16 protein-coding genes are annotated in these 17,971 nt (G+C 45.4%); 14 read left to right on the top strand and 2 right to left on the bottom strand.

Annotation, left to right across the window (positions count from 1 at the left end):
• Positions 1–5 precede the first annotated feature (5 nt).
• A complete protein-coding gene (locus C558_RS0106690; RefSeq protein WP_018755478.1) occupies positions 6–1,091 on the bottom strand; it encodes a hypothetical protein in 1,086 nt (361 codons plus the stop codon).
• A gap of 341 nt (positions 1,092–1,432) precedes the next feature.
• Between C558_RS0106690 and C558_RS0106695 the strand changes: the two genes are divergently transcribed.
• Both C558_RS0106695 and C558_RS0106700 read left to right on the top strand, forming a co-directional pair.
• Entirely contained in the window at positions 1,433–4,603 is a 3,171-nt protein-coding gene (locus C558_RS0106695; RefSeq protein WP_018755479.1) for a GNAT family N-acetyltransferase, read from the top strand.
• Positions 4,590–5,465: an amidohydrolase family protein gene (locus C558_RS0106700; protein ID WP_018755480.1), complete on the top strand. Its 876-nt coding sequence runs from the start codon at positions 4,590–4,592 to the stop codon at positions 5,463–5,465. The genes C558_RS0106695 and C558_RS0106700 overlap by 14 nt, the downstream gene beginning before the upstream one ends.
• Before the next feature lie 110 nt (positions 5,466–5,575).
• Here the strand turns inward: C558_RS0106700 and C558_RS0106705 are convergent, their stop codons facing one another.
• On the bottom strand, positions 5,576–6,514 hold the full coding sequence (locus tag C558_RS0106705) for an aldo/keto reductase family protein (RefSeq protein ID WP_018755481.1): 939 nt from the start codon (positions 6,512–6,514) through the stop codon (positions 5,576–5,578).
• Positions 6,515–6,699: 185 nt separating this feature from the next.
• Here C558_RS0106705 and C558_RS32420 point away from each other — a divergent pair, with 185 nt between their 5' ends.
• From C558_RS32420 to C558_RS0106765, 12 genes are all read left to right on the top strand, one after another.
• Positions 6,700–8,028: a hypothetical protein gene (locus C558_RS32420; protein WP_018755482.1), complete on the top strand. Its 1,329-nt coding sequence runs from the start codon at positions 6,700–6,702 to the stop codon at positions 8,026–8,028.
• Positions 8,029–8,212: 184 nt separating this feature from the next.
• Positions 8,213–8,779, top strand: a complete 567-nt coding sequence (locus C558_RS0106715; protein WP_018755483.1) for an RNA polymerase sigma factor — start codon at positions 8,213–8,215, stop codon at positions 8,777–8,779.
• 2 nt (positions 8,780–8,781) lie between these two features.
• Entirely contained in the window at positions 8,782–9,540 is a 759-nt protein-coding gene (locus C558_RS0106720) for an anti-sigma factor (RefSeq protein ID WP_169445314.1), read from the top strand.
• A gap of 10 nt (positions 9,541–9,550) precedes the next feature.
• Positions 9,551–9,706, top strand: a complete 156-nt coding sequence (locus C558_RS0106725; protein WP_156826007.1) for a hypothetical protein — start codon at positions 9,551–9,553, stop codon at positions 9,704–9,706.
• A gap of 85 nt (positions 9,707–9,791) precedes the next feature.
• Entirely contained in the window at positions 9,792–10,409 is a 618-nt protein-coding gene (locus tag C558_RS0106730; RefSeq protein WP_018755486.1) for a histidine phosphatase family protein, read from the top strand.
• A 67-nt stretch (positions 10,410–10,476) separates the two neighbouring features.
• Positions 10,477–10,599, top strand: coding sequence for a DUF6463 family protein (locus C558_RS34615; protein ID WP_018755487.1), 123 nt, complete (start codon positions 10,477–10,479; stop codon positions 10,597–10,599).
• Positions 10,600–10,883: 284 nt separating this feature from the next.
• Positions 10,884–11,858, top strand: a complete 975-nt coding sequence (locus C558_RS0106740) for a copper amine oxidase N-terminal domain-containing protein (protein WP_018755488.1) — start codon at positions 10,884–10,886, stop codon at positions 11,856–11,858.
• A gap of 216 nt (positions 11,859–12,074) precedes the next feature.
• Complete coding sequence (locus C558_RS0106745; RefSeq protein ID WP_018755489.1) at positions 12,075–12,611, top strand: RDD family protein; 537 nt, start codon at positions 12,075–12,077, stop codon at positions 12,609–12,611.
• A gap of 107 nt (positions 12,612–12,718) precedes the next feature.
• On the top strand, positions 12,719–13,474 hold the full coding sequence (locus C558_RS0106750; RefSeq protein WP_018755490.1) for a creatininase family protein: 756 nt from the start codon (positions 12,719–12,721) through the stop codon (positions 13,472–13,474).
• A gap of 253 nt (positions 13,475–13,727) precedes the next feature.
• Positions 13,728–14,375, top strand: coding sequence for a TetR/AcrR family transcriptional regulator (locus tag C558_RS0106755; RefSeq protein ID WP_018755491.1), 648 nt, complete (start codon positions 13,728–13,730; stop codon positions 14,373–14,375).
• The gene (locus C558_RS0106760) at positions 14,368–15,666 is read left to right on the top strand and encodes an MFS transporter (protein ID WP_018755492.1); all 1,299 of its coding nucleotides are present in this window, start codon (positions 14,368–14,370) and stop codon (positions 15,664–15,666) included. The genes C558_RS0106755 and C558_RS0106760 overlap by 8 nt, the downstream gene beginning before the upstream one ends.
• Positions 15,651–17,969, top strand: coding sequence for an ABC transporter permease (locus C558_RS0106765; RefSeq protein WP_018755493.1), 2,319 nt, complete (start codon positions 15,651–15,653; stop codon positions 17,967–17,969). Before C558_RS0106760 ends, C558_RS0106765 begins: the two co-directional genes overlap by 16 nt.
• Positions 17,970–17,971: the final 2 nt, after the last annotated feature.

Genomic DNA, 17,971 nt, shown 5'->3' on the forward strand with positions numbered 1-17,971 from the left:
TCAGCTTAATCTATCGTTAAAAATTTCTGTTCTTCGTGCGTTTGCCAGTCACAAACAAAACCCAATTTAAAAGATTCCCCAGTATAATTTGAAGCTAAATGTATATAAGAATTTAACGGTTCACGATAAAAACTTACATATGCTTTTATTGTAGTCTCACTTCCGTGAATAACTACAAAGTGTGCTTTTGCAGGAACATTTATATTTACCCAATTGATTAACCATTGAGGCATTACACTGTTAGCCCAATACTGGTCTAGATTTTCTGTATTGCGAATACTAAGACGTAATCGGTCGAAAATCGATTGTAATGCAAAAGAGTGGCCCATTAAATAGGTAAGTGTATTAAATGCAGTCTTTATATATACCATTGGAAAAGCCGGATCATTGATATCCCCCAATGTGTAACTGTAATGATAGTCGGAAGCTGAACTTAATAGATATGGGGATAATTCAGGTAAAGGGCGTAACTGCAAAAGACTAGCAAAGTTATCTAATCGAAAGGGTTGTATAGAGGAGCAAATGAAATACTTTTTGTTATAGTTTCCTATACTAACAAATCTGGTAGATACAGAGTGTGGTGCTTCTATAAAAATGAATTTTCTATTCTTGTCATTAAGAAATCCCCCTAACATAGCACGAAATTGTGACAAGGATTCTTCGGGATTCTGTGAATAATTATCAGCTACATAAAGCGGACGTTTCATGTTCCACATTTCATCAAAGCGAATATATATTTGTGGTAAGATTCTTACTATCCCCGAAAATAAAAAACCTAATCGAAATGGTACGAGCATAGTATCCAATTCTTTATCGGGAACCACCGCATCAAAGATCTGAATAACTGGGTTACGAACATTTTGTACATTCAAAGAACCTCTTCGTCCTGGACCATTGTTATTACGATTAATTGATAAGAACGAATTTCTAAATGCTCGCAATTCATACGGTGAAAAAAACTCATTTGCTTCATTAGAGACATATCCATGAGGCAGTTTCGTAATGCCGCCCAATCCTGCGGGGATAATGTGCTCTTGTTTTGAATATTTTAAATTTTCTGCATTATTAGTAAAATAAATACATCTGTTCATGGTTACTCCTTTATTTTGAAAATAACACTTATTGATTACTTTTGTCTATAAAGATTTGCTAGTATGCTATATTTTCTCTATGGTCTCTGATGAAAATTTATCATGCTTATTTGTCTCAAACTATTGTATAACTAACATTATAGACCCCCACGTACCTCTCATTGATGTCAGGTACGTGGGGGTCTATTTATTAGAAACTTTAGTGATTTTGGAAGGCGGATGTTATTTGTAGGATGAGGAGACCTAACGCTCGTAATCTCCTTCCAAATAATAGTATAATAAGAATTTAATAGGGTCTGATTCATTCATAATCATTTAATGAAAGATAAGGAGATGAGCTCATGACTTCAAATATCACCGCGGAACGCATCCGCATTATCGAATATGATCCTTCCTACGCTGGAGCGCTTGCAGAGATGTGGAACCGCAGCAACGAAAGTTGGGGCGGTGGAACCGATCAGAGAACAGAGGACAGTGTGCGTCGAGAGTTGGAGATTTCTTCTCACCTGCACCTATTTATCGCCGTCGATGGCGAAGAGGTAGTTGGATTCTGCAGTTTCTCGCACTATCGTCATGACGAAGGCGCGTTGTATGTACCGCTGTTGAATGTGCGCCCCGATTATCACGGTCACAAGGTCGGTCGCAATTTGATTCTGAACGCCGTCCGCAGAACGGTCGAAGCGGGGTGGCCTCGCCTTGATCTGTTCACTTGGCCAGGTAATACCAAGGCAGTGCCGATGTATAAGAAATGCGGGTTCTTCTGGGAAAAAAGTGATGATTACGTCCATTTGATGAACTTCATTCCTACCGTACTGCAAACCGAAGCCCTTGCTCCCTATTTCGAGAAATTCGATTGGTATGCCGACAGTACGCGCGAACTCGTCATTGAGCCGGATGGCCGCCAGGAGCGGGGGTTTGATTATTTTGATTATACTTGGCAAAAGGGCGATCTTTTCTTGCGAGCATCATTTGAGAAGACGGGTCGCGGATTAACTGCCCTCGACACACCTGACTATGCAATTTTCACAGAGATGGATGATCATGATCTTGTGTTTGGCTCCGCTTATAAGATTCGCTACCACATCACGAATCGTTCTGCATCGGATCTGGCGATTGAGATCAATGGTCAGAACGACAAGAATATTCGGTTTGACCTAGAGGCTGTGCGAACACTTGCCCCAGGCGAGACTGTCATCGTGGAAAGCGAGTTTGCACTGGATCCCGTTCGGGAGGAACAAAACGCGAAGAAGACACATCCGGTCGTAAAGAGTGAATGGGTTATCGGTGGTAGACGGGCGGCGTTCCGCATCGGTGTCGCGCCCAAATTCCCGCTCAAGATGAAAATGGAGCTTCCAACCCGTGAATTGTATCCGGGTTCGCCGGCCGAATTGTATCTGAACGTGGAGAATAATTTCACCTCGGACGCGGAGTTCGCTCTCAATTTGCCGGAAGATGAATGCATGGAATGGACTGACCGCGCGGTACGCTTCAAGGTTCCGGCGAAGAGCAAAGCCTCTATCCCTGTACCCTTCATCCTGCGTTCTTATGGGCTCTACGCACACGATATTGAGGTGACGGCCGTTCCTGTGGGTGAGCGCGCGGTCTCTTTCAATAGCAGACTATCCGTTCTCGTGAAGGGAAGATATGGGCGCTATGGAGGGGAGAACGGAGATCAGTGGGTCGCCGTGAACGGCGCATATTCTCTCCACCTCAACAAGATCGACAATAGCATGTGGATCGAATATCCCGGCTCAAGCCACAACTTTTGGTGGACCTATCCGAAGCTAGGCAAGCCGTTCGCTGAAGAATTCTCCAAGAAACAGGCCAGCGAAGTGAAGATTTATTCGGAAAACGAGAGCCAGGTGCTCGAAGCAATTTACGCGTCGGAAGAGTTCCCGGGCGTAGAGATCAGAACGGTGGTCAAGCTGTATGCTAATGGAATCGCCGAGTTTCATAACGAAATTTGCAATAACAGCGGAAAAGCGCTGGAAGAGCCTATGTACGCTTTAACGAATTTCGGCTTCTTCGGTAAGCGCCTCATCCTGCCATATCAGGGCCATTACGTGGATATGGGCGATGCTTATGCCAGCGATCCGAGTCATTGGGACAGCGCACAGATCACGGAGAATTGGCTGTTCTGCAAGGAAGAGAACATCACCTGCGGGATTTGCTGGGATGATTCTCTGAAGCTGCTTCGACCAGAGTACACACTTGGGCTTGAGCATCATCTTGACCTCATTGCCGCTGGAGAAGTTGTGCGAACGAAGACAACGGTGTTTGCACTGAATACCTTTGCGAATTGGTCGGATTTCCGCTCCTTCGCAAGGAAGCAGCGGGATAAAGTCACCCCGGTGCTCGACGATCATCTTGCATTCACGATCGGTGGCGGGAATCCGTTCGCTGCGGGAGTACTTCAGGCAGAACTACGCGAACGGAAGATGATTCCGCTTGCTGGGAGCCTTGAATTGTTCATCCAGAGCGATGACGGAGAGCAGAGGAAGGTCGCTGACATGGATTTGGGTCGTGAGAAGGATATGCGCGCAGCAAGCTGCGAGTATATGCCTCTGCCATCGGAATTGCAAAAACATAGCGGATCTGCTTGGAAGGTTCGGGCCGTATATCGCGGTGAGGATCGCGTTCAGAAGCGGTCGGGCCTGTGGTTGCCTCAGACGGCATCGACCATTGCTTGCGACATAGAGGAAGGACCAGGAGGGCCCGTCTACGCGGTTAGCAACGGCGTGATCTCTATTGCGGCTGCGCCTGCTTTCGGGAGCTGCGTGCATTCCCTGAAGTATGGTGGGGAAGAATGGCTTGATAGTTCCTACCCGGAAGCGGTCCCGCGTTCCTGGTGGAATCCGTGGTACGGCGGACTTGGTGTCGATATTCCTGGTATCAGCGGATTCAGTCGGCAGCAGGAGCCGAGAACGATGAGTTGGGCGGAGCGCACAGATGTTCACGGGAACACCTGGAAGGGACTCCGAATAACGACTTCCATTGAGAAGCAGGAAGCTAACCGGGGGATGACAATCAACCAGCATTACCTGATGCTGCCTGGCGTGCCGGTCCTATGCATCCTGCATTCGGCGACGAACAGAAGTGGAATGGCTTTGCCGCAGTTTAATCTTTCGGATGAGCAGTACTTTAAACCATCGCCAGTCTATTCTGAAGGATGGATGGAACTTCCGAACGAAGGCAAGTTTATTCTCGGACAGGTGGAAGGTAATCTTGAGTCCAAAGGACTCTTGCGAATCGGTGCGGATACGCGTAAAGACATGCTTCATACGATCATTCGTTATCCTACTCAATCTGCTTCTTTCTACGTGAACAATCAGGTGTTTAATTATGGCGTAAATCACCAGCTACCAATACGGAATGGAGAAACCGCTTGGACACAGCCGACCTTTATACTGTGTGGGGAGAAGACGTTGCATCTAGAAGATCTCCATGACCTGCTGAAGCTGACCTTCACTAATCCAACTGACGATAAGGAGATTTCCAATGCCGATCATTGACATTCACATCCATTTATCGGATATCGATAGCTTTCATCAAACGGCGAGGGACCTGTCCAAAGTCGATTACACGGCGGCAGGCCTCAAGGCCGAGTTTGATAAGAACGACGTGATTCTCGGGATTGGCATGGGTGTTACGGAGCAAGTGAAAGGAGCCTTTCCTGACTATACCTCACCTAATCCCATGGGCCTTGACTTGGAAGGTACGGTTCCACCGTTCTTAATGGAATGCGTAGGCATCAATCCGAACATGCTCATAGGGAAGAACGCGCAAGAGGAGTTGGACCGAATCGAAGCGCGGCTAAAGGCGCCTGAGGTTGCGGGAATAAAGTTGTATGCCGGGTACTATCACCATTATGTCTATGACAAAATCTATACCCCGATCTATGAACTGGCGGCTACATACGGACTGCCGGTGGTCATTCATACCGGTGATACATACTCCAAGAATGGATTGCTCAAGTATTCGCATCCGCTCACCGTGGATGAATTAGCCTATCAGCAGCGTGACGTGAACTTTATGATCTGTCATCTGGGGGATCCATGGGTGATGGACGCTGCGGAAGTCGTCGCCAAGAATCCGAACGTCTATGCCGATTTGTCCGGTCTCGTCGTCGGTGATCGACCTCATTTTGAGCGGTTTATGAAAGAGCCCCTATTCATGGATCATTTCCGCCGGGCTCTTGTATACTCCGATCATTACGAGAAAATGTTGTTCGGGACCGATTGGCCGCTTGCGCCAATTGACCTGTATGCGGAATTCGTCCGCCGTCTCGTGCCTGAGCAGCACCACGAGAGAGTATTTTACGAGAATGCCTTTGAACTGTTCCCGCGCATAGAGCAGCGAATTGCTGAGCTCTGAGACGAGAGGGGATAACGCAATATGCTTATCCGAAGAAGACGTTAACGGATGTTATACATCTGACTAACGTCTTCTTCATTTTCAGCAGCATTTTACTATCCAAGTCGAACTTATTGCAGGATTTCTTCAATGCGATTGAGCACGTCTTCGCTCAGTTCAATGCCTGATGCTTTCGCATTTCCAGTTATCTGATCCGGACGGCTGGCTCCGACAAGTGCACTTGCTACGTTGTCATTGCGTAGAATCCAGGCCAATGCGAGATTTCCAACGGAAATCTCGAGTTCCACAGCAATTACTGCAAGCTGCGCTACTTTAGCAATTTTCTCATCCGTGATCCCCTCGCGCACCCATTCCAACTTGGCGGCACGACTGTCCTGCGGGATGTTGGTGATGGACGTATATTTGCCGGTCAACAAGCCTTGTGCAAGTGGACAGAACACGACTTGACCGATGCCGGAACGTTCGCTAAGTGGGATGATTTCCTTTTCGATATAGCGATCGAACATATTATAGATGGGTTGATTAACGATGATACGGTCCAATAAATATCGGTCGGCAACACCGAGTGCCTCCGCGATCTCGGATGCTTGCCACTCGCTTACGCCGGCATAGAGCACTTTGCCTTGGCGAATGAGATCGTCGATGGCCCGCAGTGTCTCGTGCAGCGGTGTTTCTGGATCGTGGCGATGGCAGTAGAAAATGTCGACGTAATCGTGATCGAGACGTTTCAAGCTTGCGTTCACTTGCTCCGTGATGTGTTTTCGTGATAATCCACGGTCGTTAGGACCGTCTCCCATGGGCCAGAATGCTTTGGTAGCCAGTACGTAGGATTCACGCGGATAATCCTTGAGTACTTTTCCGACGAGTTCTTCCGCGGCTCCATTCTCGTAGACATTCGCCGTATCGAAAAAATTAATACCCAGATCGTAGGCGGTTTTAATCGAATTCACTGCATTTTCGCGTTCGACGTAACCTCCATAGGTAAGCCAGCTTCCCAAGCTGATTTCACTGACTTTAAGTCCGCTTCCGCCTAATCTTCTGTATTTCATTGGGTAGTCCTCCTTAACTCGTATTCCTCGTGTACTATACCAATTTATATACAATTGAAGAGGCGAGATGCTCAAAAATCGTAGATATGCTTAAAATAATATTTTTTTCTGTACCTTCAAACCTCTTGGTTCATTCCAGCGTTACCTTTTAATAACATCATATTTTCATAGGAGGTTGTCAAAGGATGAAAAAAATGGGGAAGCTGCTTCTTGCAGTTACGCTAAGCGCAATGCTGCTGGTACCGGGGCTCGCTATGGCTGAAGAGGCTACAGTAGGTAAAGGTGACGTAAAAACGGACGCACCGACGGCGGCTGAGTTTGGTTTACTTAACGGTGACCGTAATGGCGTTGACGCTGAATATTTAGCCAAGAGCACGACGCGTATGCAAGCGGCTATTATCTCGCTGCGGCTGCAGGGGAAGCTTGATGAGGCAAGCGCATATACGGGGAAGAAGAACTTTGACGATGCGAATCAGGTAGGAGCAAACAACCAAGCTATTCTTGCTTATCTGAACAGCAACCCTCAATACGGTTGGAAGGGCGATGGAGCGAATCATTTCAGTCCACTAGCACCTGTAAGCTCACAACAGTTGTATAAGGTGCTGCTTGAGGTTCTAGGTTATAAATCGGATAAGGACTTCGCTTACGAGGATACAGAATCCTTTGCTGCCGACAAAGGGATGAACCAAATCTCTGGTGTCTCCGCGTTGATAAATAATCATGTCTCCACAGCACTTGTTGAATCCTTATATGGATCGATGTCTGATGGACAGAAGCTTTTTGATAAATTACAGAAGGACGGAATCATTCCTGCTTCCGCGAAGCTACCTGAGCGAATTGGTATGCGTACGGACGCCAAGCTTGGAACTGTCCTCGTAGACGGTAAAGGCCGTACACTATATTACTTCTCCAAGGATGCTCAGAATTTAGATGCCTGTCAAGGGCCGTGTCTTGCGAATTGGCCTATCCTAAGTGCGGATCAACTGCAGATTCCAGCTTCGATGAATCCTGAAGATTTTACCGTTGTGACGCATGCGGGAGGTGCGAAGCAGTGGATGTACAAAGGCTGGCCTCTCTATACGTTCGCAAAAGATAAAAAAGCTGGCGATACGCTGGGTGAAGGCGTTATGGGCGTATGGTTCGCGGCTAAGCCGGACTACCGTGTTATGCTTGGTTCCAACGCAGAGTTAGGTCCGTATCTGACAGACGATCAAGGTCGGACATTATACTATTTTACGAAAGATAAGCCGCAAATGAGCGCTTGCGAAGGCGAGTGTCTTGCGATTTGGCCGGTATATGGGACCATAGAAGGCAGTGTGCCATCAACCCTGAATAAGGAAGACTTCGGCGCCATCACACGTCCTGACGGCACCAAGCAAGCGACCTTCAAAGGCTCCCCGCTGTATTACTTTGCGAAAGACGTCAAGCATGGCGACACAATGGGTCAGAAAGTGAAGGATGTATGGTTCGTGATTGATCCCGGTAAATTCAATGGTGTACCAGCGGCTAAGTAGACCGTAACCAGAACATAAACTAGTGATATCATAGACTTGCCAGAATCGTAATTACCCACATCAGCAGGGGAACTGTAACATCGGTTTCCTTGCTGATGTCTTCTTGTTTTTACCCATAAAAATATTGCGCGTGTAAAACCAGGTTGAAATATTGAACCGGTGCGACCAAGGAGGCCTCGTCCGTATGCACCATCTATCTGACTACGAATTAATGCTGCTCGTGAAACAGAAGGAACAGGAAGCGTTGTCCATTTTATACGATCGCTACGTGTCCCTTATTTATTCCTTCGCCTGCAAAGCGACTCGAGACGAACAAGCCGCACGGGATATTGTCCAATCCGTTTACGTCCGGCTGTGGACGACGGATTCGGTATTCAATCCAGATAAGGGAAAGTTCACAAGTTGGCTAATTACAATCACCCGAAATTTGACGATGGATTGGTTGCGCCAGCAGCGCAGGCACAGCAATGGGCTTATTCCTTATCTCCCCGAAGAAATGGAAAGCATCCCTGATCAAGCGGCCACGCCTGAAGTACATGTGGAGAGAGAGTCACTCAAGGAGCAAATTCGCAACGCCTATCGCTTTTTGTCTAAGCAACAGATCGAGCTTCTAGAGGATTTTTATTGGCGAGGTTACAGCCTGAGAGAATTGGCCGAGCACTATAGGGAGCCTTTGGGCACCGTGAAGAACAGACTGCATCAGTCATTGAAAATATTACGCAGACATCTGGTCGTAGAAGGAGAGGGATGACCTTGGACGAGAAAACACAATCCGTTTGCGAATTGTACCTGGATTATTTATCTGGTGTATGCACTGAGGAAGAGCGCATTGTCTTTGAGCGTCATCTGCCAGGCTGTGAAGCCTGCCAAGCGGAGACCGCTGAACTACAACCCGTATGGGAGAGGATGTCCGCAGATATGGAACAAATCGAACCACCAGAAGATTTGAAGCAGCAAGTGATGAAGGCGGCTTTTGCTGCTGAGGATACGACAAAAGCTCAACCTGCTGCTGAGACAAACCGTCGAAGTGTAAAAATACGCTGGTTGCGAAAAGCTCCAGCCGTTGCGATGATTGCTATGTTCCTTTTCGGTTCGGCATGGAACTTCTGGTTGTATCGTGAACGTATAAACATGTCAACGACTGCTGAAATGCAGTATGTAGACCCATCACAGATCAAAATAGCTATTCCGCTGCAATCTCAATCTCTTGATGATTCCAAGGCTTCCGGCATCGCCTACATCCTCGACAAAGGGAAGAGCAAGCAGTTCGTGGTATATGTCTACGGAGCCACACCAACGACCGGTGATCAAGCCTATCAGGTCTGGCTCATTAAGGATGGTATTCGCTCCAGCGCAGGGACGTTTCGGGTTGTATCTGAAGGTGCCGGTGTCGGCATGCTGACGTTGCCGATGGAATCTGATACTCCCAATTTTGATCGGATCGGGATTACGCTTGAACCGGACGACAAGGGAGATCAGCCTCGTGGTAAAAAAATGTTCGGATCAGTGTAACACATTGAAAATGAAGCCCTTAGAGGAGTCACAAGAAACGTTTGCAGCCAATGTGGTTGGATTCTTCGGGAATATGCCGAAGACACTGGTAAGTATAGTAGAACTTGAGTTGGAGAATAAGAAAGTGAAGGAGCTGCTTGCTTGCAGCTCCTTTCTCGTTTATTGAAGTAAAGGGCAGGAGAGCTGAATAACTGAGCGAATACAACTAAATACGATTAATTTGAAAACTAAACTTAGATGGAGACATTACAATGAAGATTTTATTAGTAAGGCACGGCATGGATGAAGATGGTTTTCGAGGAGGTTGGAGTAACAGGGGGTTAATTGACCAGGGCGTCCTTCAATCGAGGAAACTTGGTGAGGATCTATATCGTCATCCAGGGAAATACGGTATCAATACAATTCTGAGCAGCGATCTTACACGTGCTGTTGAAACGACAAGGGAAATTGAACAGATTCTTAAAATAGAGGCCATTTACTCAGAAGAATGGAGAGAAATGAATAACGGAGTGCTAGCTGGAATGCCTAATAAAGAAGCCGAGGAAAAGTATCCAGGGATTTACTTTAATACTCTTCAGATGGATACTCCTTTTCCGGGAGGCGAAACTCCATTACATTTTTATAACAGAATTAGAAATTCATTTGATAACTTATGTATGAAGCTTGAAAATCAAGAAATCCAGTCGAATGTATTGATAGTCACACATGGAGGTGTCATTAATGTCTTGTATTATCTTTTAAACGGTCAGGAATGGACCAACCAATGTTCATTCTTTCCTATTGATAATACAAGCGTACATACGGTTGAGAAGATATGCAACAAATGGAAAATTACTGAAAAGAATATAACTAAACATTTATATTTTTGAAAGCTTCTGAAATTCGTTAGTAACGGGCCAATCGACAGAGGAGAAACGATTAAATGCTTGCCCATTAATGAACTGGCTTCGGGTCAAAGGGACGAATGTACCAAAAGTCATCGGCGTCCACATGCTGGCACTTAGCTTGATTGGTGTTTTATTCATACCGGTATCCGGCTTCTGGCTCGTCATTCCGTAAGCAGTCATTATAATACGCAGGCAAGAGTCTATCTTTGTCGCGTCAGGTGAAAACACGAAGACGAGATCAAATAAGTAACGAAGACGGGGCTGCCGGCATGGATCGGTATCCTATTTACGCTAACTGGCTGGTTAATGTAGTATGATTGAATTTGTTTATTCTGGAAACATTTTCATGTATCTAACGTCTAACATTTAAACGTAGACCGCTATATATCGACTGATTGGACACAATTTGATGTGATAACTGGGACGTTCCATTTATTCGATGGGGGATAAACACAAGTGAAAAAGTTGCTATATACATTTGCAATGATTGGCGCAATATCTATCGGTTCAACTGTATTCGCTACGGGGGGAATATGCATTACGGTAAAAAATAAACAATTACCAACCGACAGTCCGCCCATTTACGATCAAGGCAGAGTACAGGTTCCACTCCGCGCAGTCTCTGAAGCACTAGGCGCCACGGTAGATTGGAATCAGAAATCCAAAACCGTGACAGTCCGCAAATGGTCGGAGATCGTTATGCTAACCGTAGGAAAAAAGACAGCTTCAGTTGGAAAAGAAGGAGGCACAGGGGATTCATCAGAGAAGATCAACTTGGATGTTTCTGTAAAAACCTTCAAAAATCGTGTGTATGTTCCTCTTCGGTTTGTATCGGAGCGATATGGCTATAAGGTCGATTGGAACAACAATACGGTCTCCATTCAGTCACCGCTGGATCAGAATCAAAAAGCCGCGCTTTATTCAGGTGACCTGCAGACGAGTAGAAAATTTGTCATGGATGCGATGCACTCAGGATTTGGTCACTACGAGCATATGCCATTACAAACCTTGCATGCGCACGAGGACTACAGTACGACCTTCATCTTCCCCGAGGGAGAGGTATTGCGATTTTTTGCAATTGAAGGGAATGAAACGGTAACACATTTTGAATATCAGGACGATTTGCTCGTGGCGACCTGGCAGGCTCATCTCAATAAGAACGGAGAGGATTCCATTCAGCAATTATTGAAGGATAATCTCATTGATCGTACAGGACCGACACCGAAAATCAATAAATCCTTTTTATACTACAGCCACGGCATTATGGGGGATAGCAGTTGGGAGGAATCCGGCCAAATCAGTATAGGTGGTAAAGCTACCCAAACAGGCTTTATAAGTGAGGTGGCAGGAGGGGTGAAGGACTCTTCCGGGACAATCACACTGACACGACAGGATGAAATTCGGAAGGAAGTTATTAAAATACCGCAATAATTACGAGTCATTGGCCATGAGACACTCGTGGGAGCGCAACGAATACCTCATACTTATCTGAAAACCGGCCGAGCATGCACCAATCCTGCGTGCCCTTAATGAACTGTAAGATCGTTTGGCAAGCCTGCCTTTTTCCCGCTAACGGGCAGGAAAATTGAATAAAATCCCGAATAATACAATAGTGATATGTTCCTCATTCAGGTCAGGAGGGATAGAGTGGTACAAAGGCATGAAAATCTAAAAAGTGTATCTGTTAGCACCCGCTTAATCGCCTTTTTGTGGGATTATGTTATCATTTTGGGTTATCTCTTTCTGTTGTTCGGAGTATCTTTTCTGGTAAAACCGTTGCTGATTCCACTGTTTAGGGCAAGCCCTTTATCAGGAGAAATTACAGGGTTTCTATTGATTACGTTGCCTGTATATCTTTATTTTGCCTTAAGTGAGGGGTCGAAATCGCATGCGACATGGGGAAAACAAAAAATGGGGATTGTGGTTACGGACGTGATTGGTCAACCAATCGGACTTGGAAACTCTCTTTTACGCTCTGCCATAAAATTCATCCCATGGGAACTGGCTCATTTCACCATTTGGCATATTGTCATCCCTTCTGATTATCCAGATTATTTAATATATTCATTATTTATCGCGGTTTATGGACTGGTGTTTATTTACCTGATAAGTCCCTTAATGAACAAAAATAGACAAACTATTTATGATTTTATTGCGGGGACCGTTATTAGGCACAAGGATTAAGTGATCTTTAGGGCAAAAAAAAATAATAGGTAAAATCCAAAAGGAACCGTTACAAAATGGCGGTTCTTTTTGCCAAGAAAAATTGAACGTATTTAGGGAGTGCTATTATGCTTAGTTATAAGAACACGACAACGGAAATTTCAAATAGTGGGATTGATACAGTTGTTCTATCGGTTGGAGCAACGGAACAGTTTGGACCTAATTTGCCAATGCATTTAGATACGCTTATCGCAGAGCTATACGCCGATGCTTATGGAAGAGAATTAAATGCTTACGTGTTACCTACAATTCCGTTTAATACCTCTGAAGAACATGCCAATTTCAAAGGAACAGTTACGGTAAGCCCCAATATATTAACAGCCATGCTCGAAGAAGTTATGATTAACTTGATAAGACAAGGTTTTAAGAAGTTTTTGGTCTGCACTGGACACGGTGGTTCATATTGGGAGGGAGCATTCGTCAAGCATATGAATTACAAGTACCCACAGATTATCTTAATTTCCGCAAATCATAACAATCATAGTGCATGGGAAGAAGCAGTTGAAACGGCAGGGTTACAAGGCTTAAACGAAATGCACGGTGGGCTATTGTCCGTTTGTACAGCGATGTGGCTTTGCCCAGAACTAGTTAAAACAATATCAATGGGTTCAGATATACCTTCAGAAAACCGTCTTTATGCAGATTACTTAGGATGGGATAAACTAACTCAGGATGGTTGTTGGGGAAAGTTTGGAGAAGGAAGTTATTCACACGAGGAACTGGCTGAGAAAGGAAAGCTATTTTGGAACACATTTATTAACAAAAGGACTCAAGGCCTGAAACAAATCCTAGATGAGGGGTACCGTCGAAAAACTCAAGCATGATACATCAAGACACGATAGTTAATCAAAACAAGGATCAGAGCGCCGCGCCATCTGCTCCTTGTTTTATTAGCGAACGTGCAGTTATAAGCGGTTTGATATCTTAAATAAAATTATATATTAAAATATTGATTTTCTTTGTCGCTCTTTAGCATGGAACCTTTTCTAGTAGATTGTTAATCGAACTTTATTTTTAACCAAAAGTATGTTAATATATAACCGACAGGCAGTCGGTCTATAGATTGGAGATGTAAAAATGAGAGTTGTAAAAGAAGCGGAGGAACGCAGGAACGAAATACTTGACGCGGCGGATGAGCTTTTCGGTCAGAAGGGCTTTGACGGCACAAGTACAAACGATATTCTCGAAAAGGTCGGAATTGCGCGGGGAACGCTTTATTACCACTTCAAGTCGAAGGAGGATATTATGGACGCGCTGATTGAGCGGTATAATGTCCGTATTTTAGGTGCGGCGCAGGAAATCGCTGTAGATAAAAGCATACCCGTAATCGAGCGCGTGATCCGCGCTGTAATGGCACTGAACATAAGTGGCGGAAGCAGCAAGGAAATTATGGACCACATTCACAAGCCGCAGAACGCGCTTATGCATCAGAAAATACAAAAGGTCATCATCAACGGACTTCCGCCGATACTAACGGGAATCATCCGCGAGGGCATTGAGCAGGGAATGTTCAGCACACCGTTTCCGTATGAATGCATGGAGATGGTTGTGATCTATGCGAATACCGTTTTTGATGATGATATGGTTACAATGACGAACGAGGAGCGCGGTTCACGAATGCTGGCGTTTGTTTGCAACGTAGAAAGGCTGCTCGGTGCAGAAAGCGGAAGTCTTATGGAGACTATGCAGATGTTTGGTAGAGGTGATGGAAGCAGCGATGAATAAGTCAGGAAAATCTTTTAGAAAATTTCTTCTCTTGTGGTCGGGACAGCTTATTTCAGCAATAGGAAGCGGGCTTACGTCGTTCGGGCTGGGGATTTATGTTTACCAGCAGACGGGAATGGCATCGGCAATGGCACTTGTAACCTTGCTTGCGTTCATGCCTTCGCTTCTCTTAAGCGCCTTTGCGGGAGTGCTTGCGGACCGCTATGATCGTAGACTATTAATGGTGTTAGGTGACGGTCTTTCCGCGATAGGACTTGTATTCATCCTAATTTGTATGCTTCGCGGAGAAGCACAGCTATGGCAAATTTGTGTGGGAGTTACAATAAGCTCGGTGTTTGCATCGCTGCTTGAACCCGCCTACAAAGCTACGGTTACAGATTTACTTACCGAGGAGCAGTACACGAAGGCAAGCGGTCTTGTCCAGGTGGCGGGCTCGGCCAAATTTTTGATCTCTCCTGTAATAGCGGGATTTTTGCTTACTGTTTCGGATATAAAGCTATTGCTTGTCATTGACATTTGCACTTTTTTTGTCACCGTTACTACGACTCTTGCTGTACGCAGTGGTCTTGCTTCCAAGACAATCGCACAGGCAAAATCATTTATCCACGAATTCAGAGACGGTTGGAGCGCAGTTTCTGAAAACAGAGGTGTGCTTGTTCTTGTGATCATGACATCGGTGCTGACATTTTTCCTTGGAGTTATTGAAACACTTTCCATACCGATGTTGCTTACTTTTACGGACAGCTCCGTCGTAGGAACGCTTGAAACCATTGTCGCTTCGGGAATGCTCGTATCCAGTGTGATTATAGGATTTCTTCCAATAAAAAAAGGCTATGTGAAAATCCTTTCGATTTCGCTGTTTTGTGTAGGAATATTTATGGCAGCGTTCGGATTCCGCGAAAATATTATCTTGATCTGTATTTCGGGATTTCTCTTTTTTGCAATGATGCCGTTTGCAAACGTAAGTCTGGATTTTCTTGTTCGCACCAACATTGATAATTCCGTTCAGGGCAGAGCGTGGGCACTTATCGGAATCATTTCTCAGCTTGGATTTGTTGCCGCTTATGCACTTTCGGGTGTGCTGGCGGATTATGTGTTCACTCCTTTATTCGTTGAAGGTGGCGTGCTTGCTGACAGTGTGGGAAAGGTCATCGGCACGGGCAATGGCAGAGGAACGGGATTTCTCATTATCATCGCTGGGATGCTGTTATGTGTGACTTCGGTCATTCTGTATAACTTAAAATCGGTTAAAAAGCTTGAATACAGAGGTGACTTATGTATTTCAGAATAATTCGCAATGACATATCAAAAAGCAAACTGATCACGTTGACAACCATGATATTTGTTGCTGCCGCGGCGATGCTTGTTTCTCTCGCGGTGATACTCGTCGTCAATCTATCGGGCGCGATAGATACGCTTATGACGCGGGCAGAAACTCCGCATTTTATGCAGATGCATTCGGGTGAAATGGATACTGATCGACTAACGGAATTTGCGGAGCAGAACAGCAATGTCGATGAATTTCAGGTGCTAGAATTCCTCAATATGGACGGCGCGCGGATTATATTAGGCGATAATTCGCTTGCGGATAATGTTCAGGATAACGGATTCAGCTTCCAGAGCGAAAAATTCGATTATCTTCTTGATCTTGACGGAAACATCATAAACGTATCCGACGGCGAGCTTTATGTTCCAATAAATTATATGAGGGATAACACCACAAAGGTCGGCGACAAGGCAGTAATAAGCGGGAAGGAATTTACCGTTGCGGGATTTCTCCGCGATTCGCAGATGAATTCCACGCTCTCTTCCTCAAAGAGATTTCTTGTAAGTAGAAATGATTACGCGGAAATTAAAAACCTTGGAAGTATGGAGTATCTGATTGAGTTCAGGTTAAAGGATTTGTCGGCACTCGGCGCATTCGAAACCGCTTATGCCTCCGCAGGACTTGAAGCGAACGGACCAACGATTACATATCCGCTTTTCAAAACGATCAACGCAATTTCCGACGGGATGATGATTGGGGTAATCCTTCTTGTTAGCGTGCTTGTCGTTGCTATCGCATTTATGTGCATACGCTTTACGCTGCTTGCGAAGATCGAAGACGACTACCGCGAAATAGGCGTTATGAAGGCAATAGGGCTGCGTGTTTCCGACATAAAGAAGATTTATCTTGCCAAATACGCGGCTATTGCGGCGGCAGGCTGTATTCTCGGTTTTGCACTCTCGTTCGTATTCAAAGGCATGCTTCTCGAAAATATACGGCTTTATATGGGTGAAAGCGATAATTCTTCTTTTGCCGTGGCTTTCGGAATAATCGGCATACTGCTTGTATTCCTTGCAATTATTGCTTATGTAAGCGGAGTGCTGAGACGTTTTCGGAAAATATCCGCTGCGGAAGCCATACGCTTTGGCACTTCACAGGAAAAAACCGCAGGTGCAAATCGTTTTTCCCTAAGCGGAAACAGGCTTTTTGGCACGAATATTTTTCTCGGTATCAAGGATGTTCTCGCAAGGAAAAGACTTTATGCTACAATGCTTGCGGTGCTGGTGATTTCGGCATTTATCATGATTGTTCCTCAGAACCTCTACAACACGATTTCCTCAAAAAGCTTCATCAACTATATGGGGATAGGAAACTACGATATGCGTATTGACATTCAGCAGACCGACAATATATCTGAACAAGCCGCTGAAATATTAAAGACGATGAAAAGCGACAGTGCCATTTCACAGTATGCCGTGCTTACAACAAAAACTTTCAAAGCAAAGACGGCGGACGGGTCGGAAGAAAATATAAAAATTGAGCTCGGCGACCATTCGATATTCCCTATAGAATATTCCCAGGGCAGAGCGCCCGCCGCAGAAGACGAAATTGCGCTTTCGGCTTTGAACGCCGATGAGTTGAGCAAAAAAGTTGGCGAAGTCATTCCTCTGGTCATTCAGGGGAAGGAGAAAAATCTCACGGTAAGCGGAATTTATTCCGACATCACTAACGGCGGGAAAACCGCAAAGGCTGTTTTCACCGACAATTCGGCCAACATCATGTGGTTTGTTATCTGCGCGGAGCTTTCGGATCCATCTCTTGTCGACGAAAAAACTTCGGAATATGGGGATAGGTTTGTTTTTGCAAAAGTTTCAGACATTGATAAATTTGTTGCACAGACATTCGGCTCGACAATAAGCTCCGTCAAAAAGGCCTCTAATGCCGCAATTGCTGTTGCACTGATGATAACGGTATTGGTTACACTGTTGTTTATGAAAATGCTTGTCGCAAAAGACAGGTATTCCATTGCCGTCATGAAAGCGTTCGGTTTTACTAACTCGGATATTACGGCGCAGTATGTTTCGCGTTCGGTATTCGTTCTGATTGTCGGAATTGTTCTCGGCACGCTTCTGGCGAACACGCTCGGAGAGATGCTCGCGGGCGCGGTCATCTCCACGTTTGGAGCGTCGACATTTCATTTTGCGGTCAATCCGCTTTCGGCGTATCTGCTTAGTCCGCTGATGATGATAGGCTCGGTACTTATCGCAACCATGATCGGCACATCGGGCGCAGGACAAATTAAAATTCCCGAACATATAAAGGAGTAGGC

It is taken from the genome of Paenibacillus terrigena DSM 21567 (assembly GCF_000374845.1).
In the GTDB taxonomy this organism is placed as follows: domain Bacteria; phylum Bacillota; class Bacilli; order Paenibacillales; family Paenibacillaceae; genus Paenibacillus_K; species Paenibacillus_K terrigena.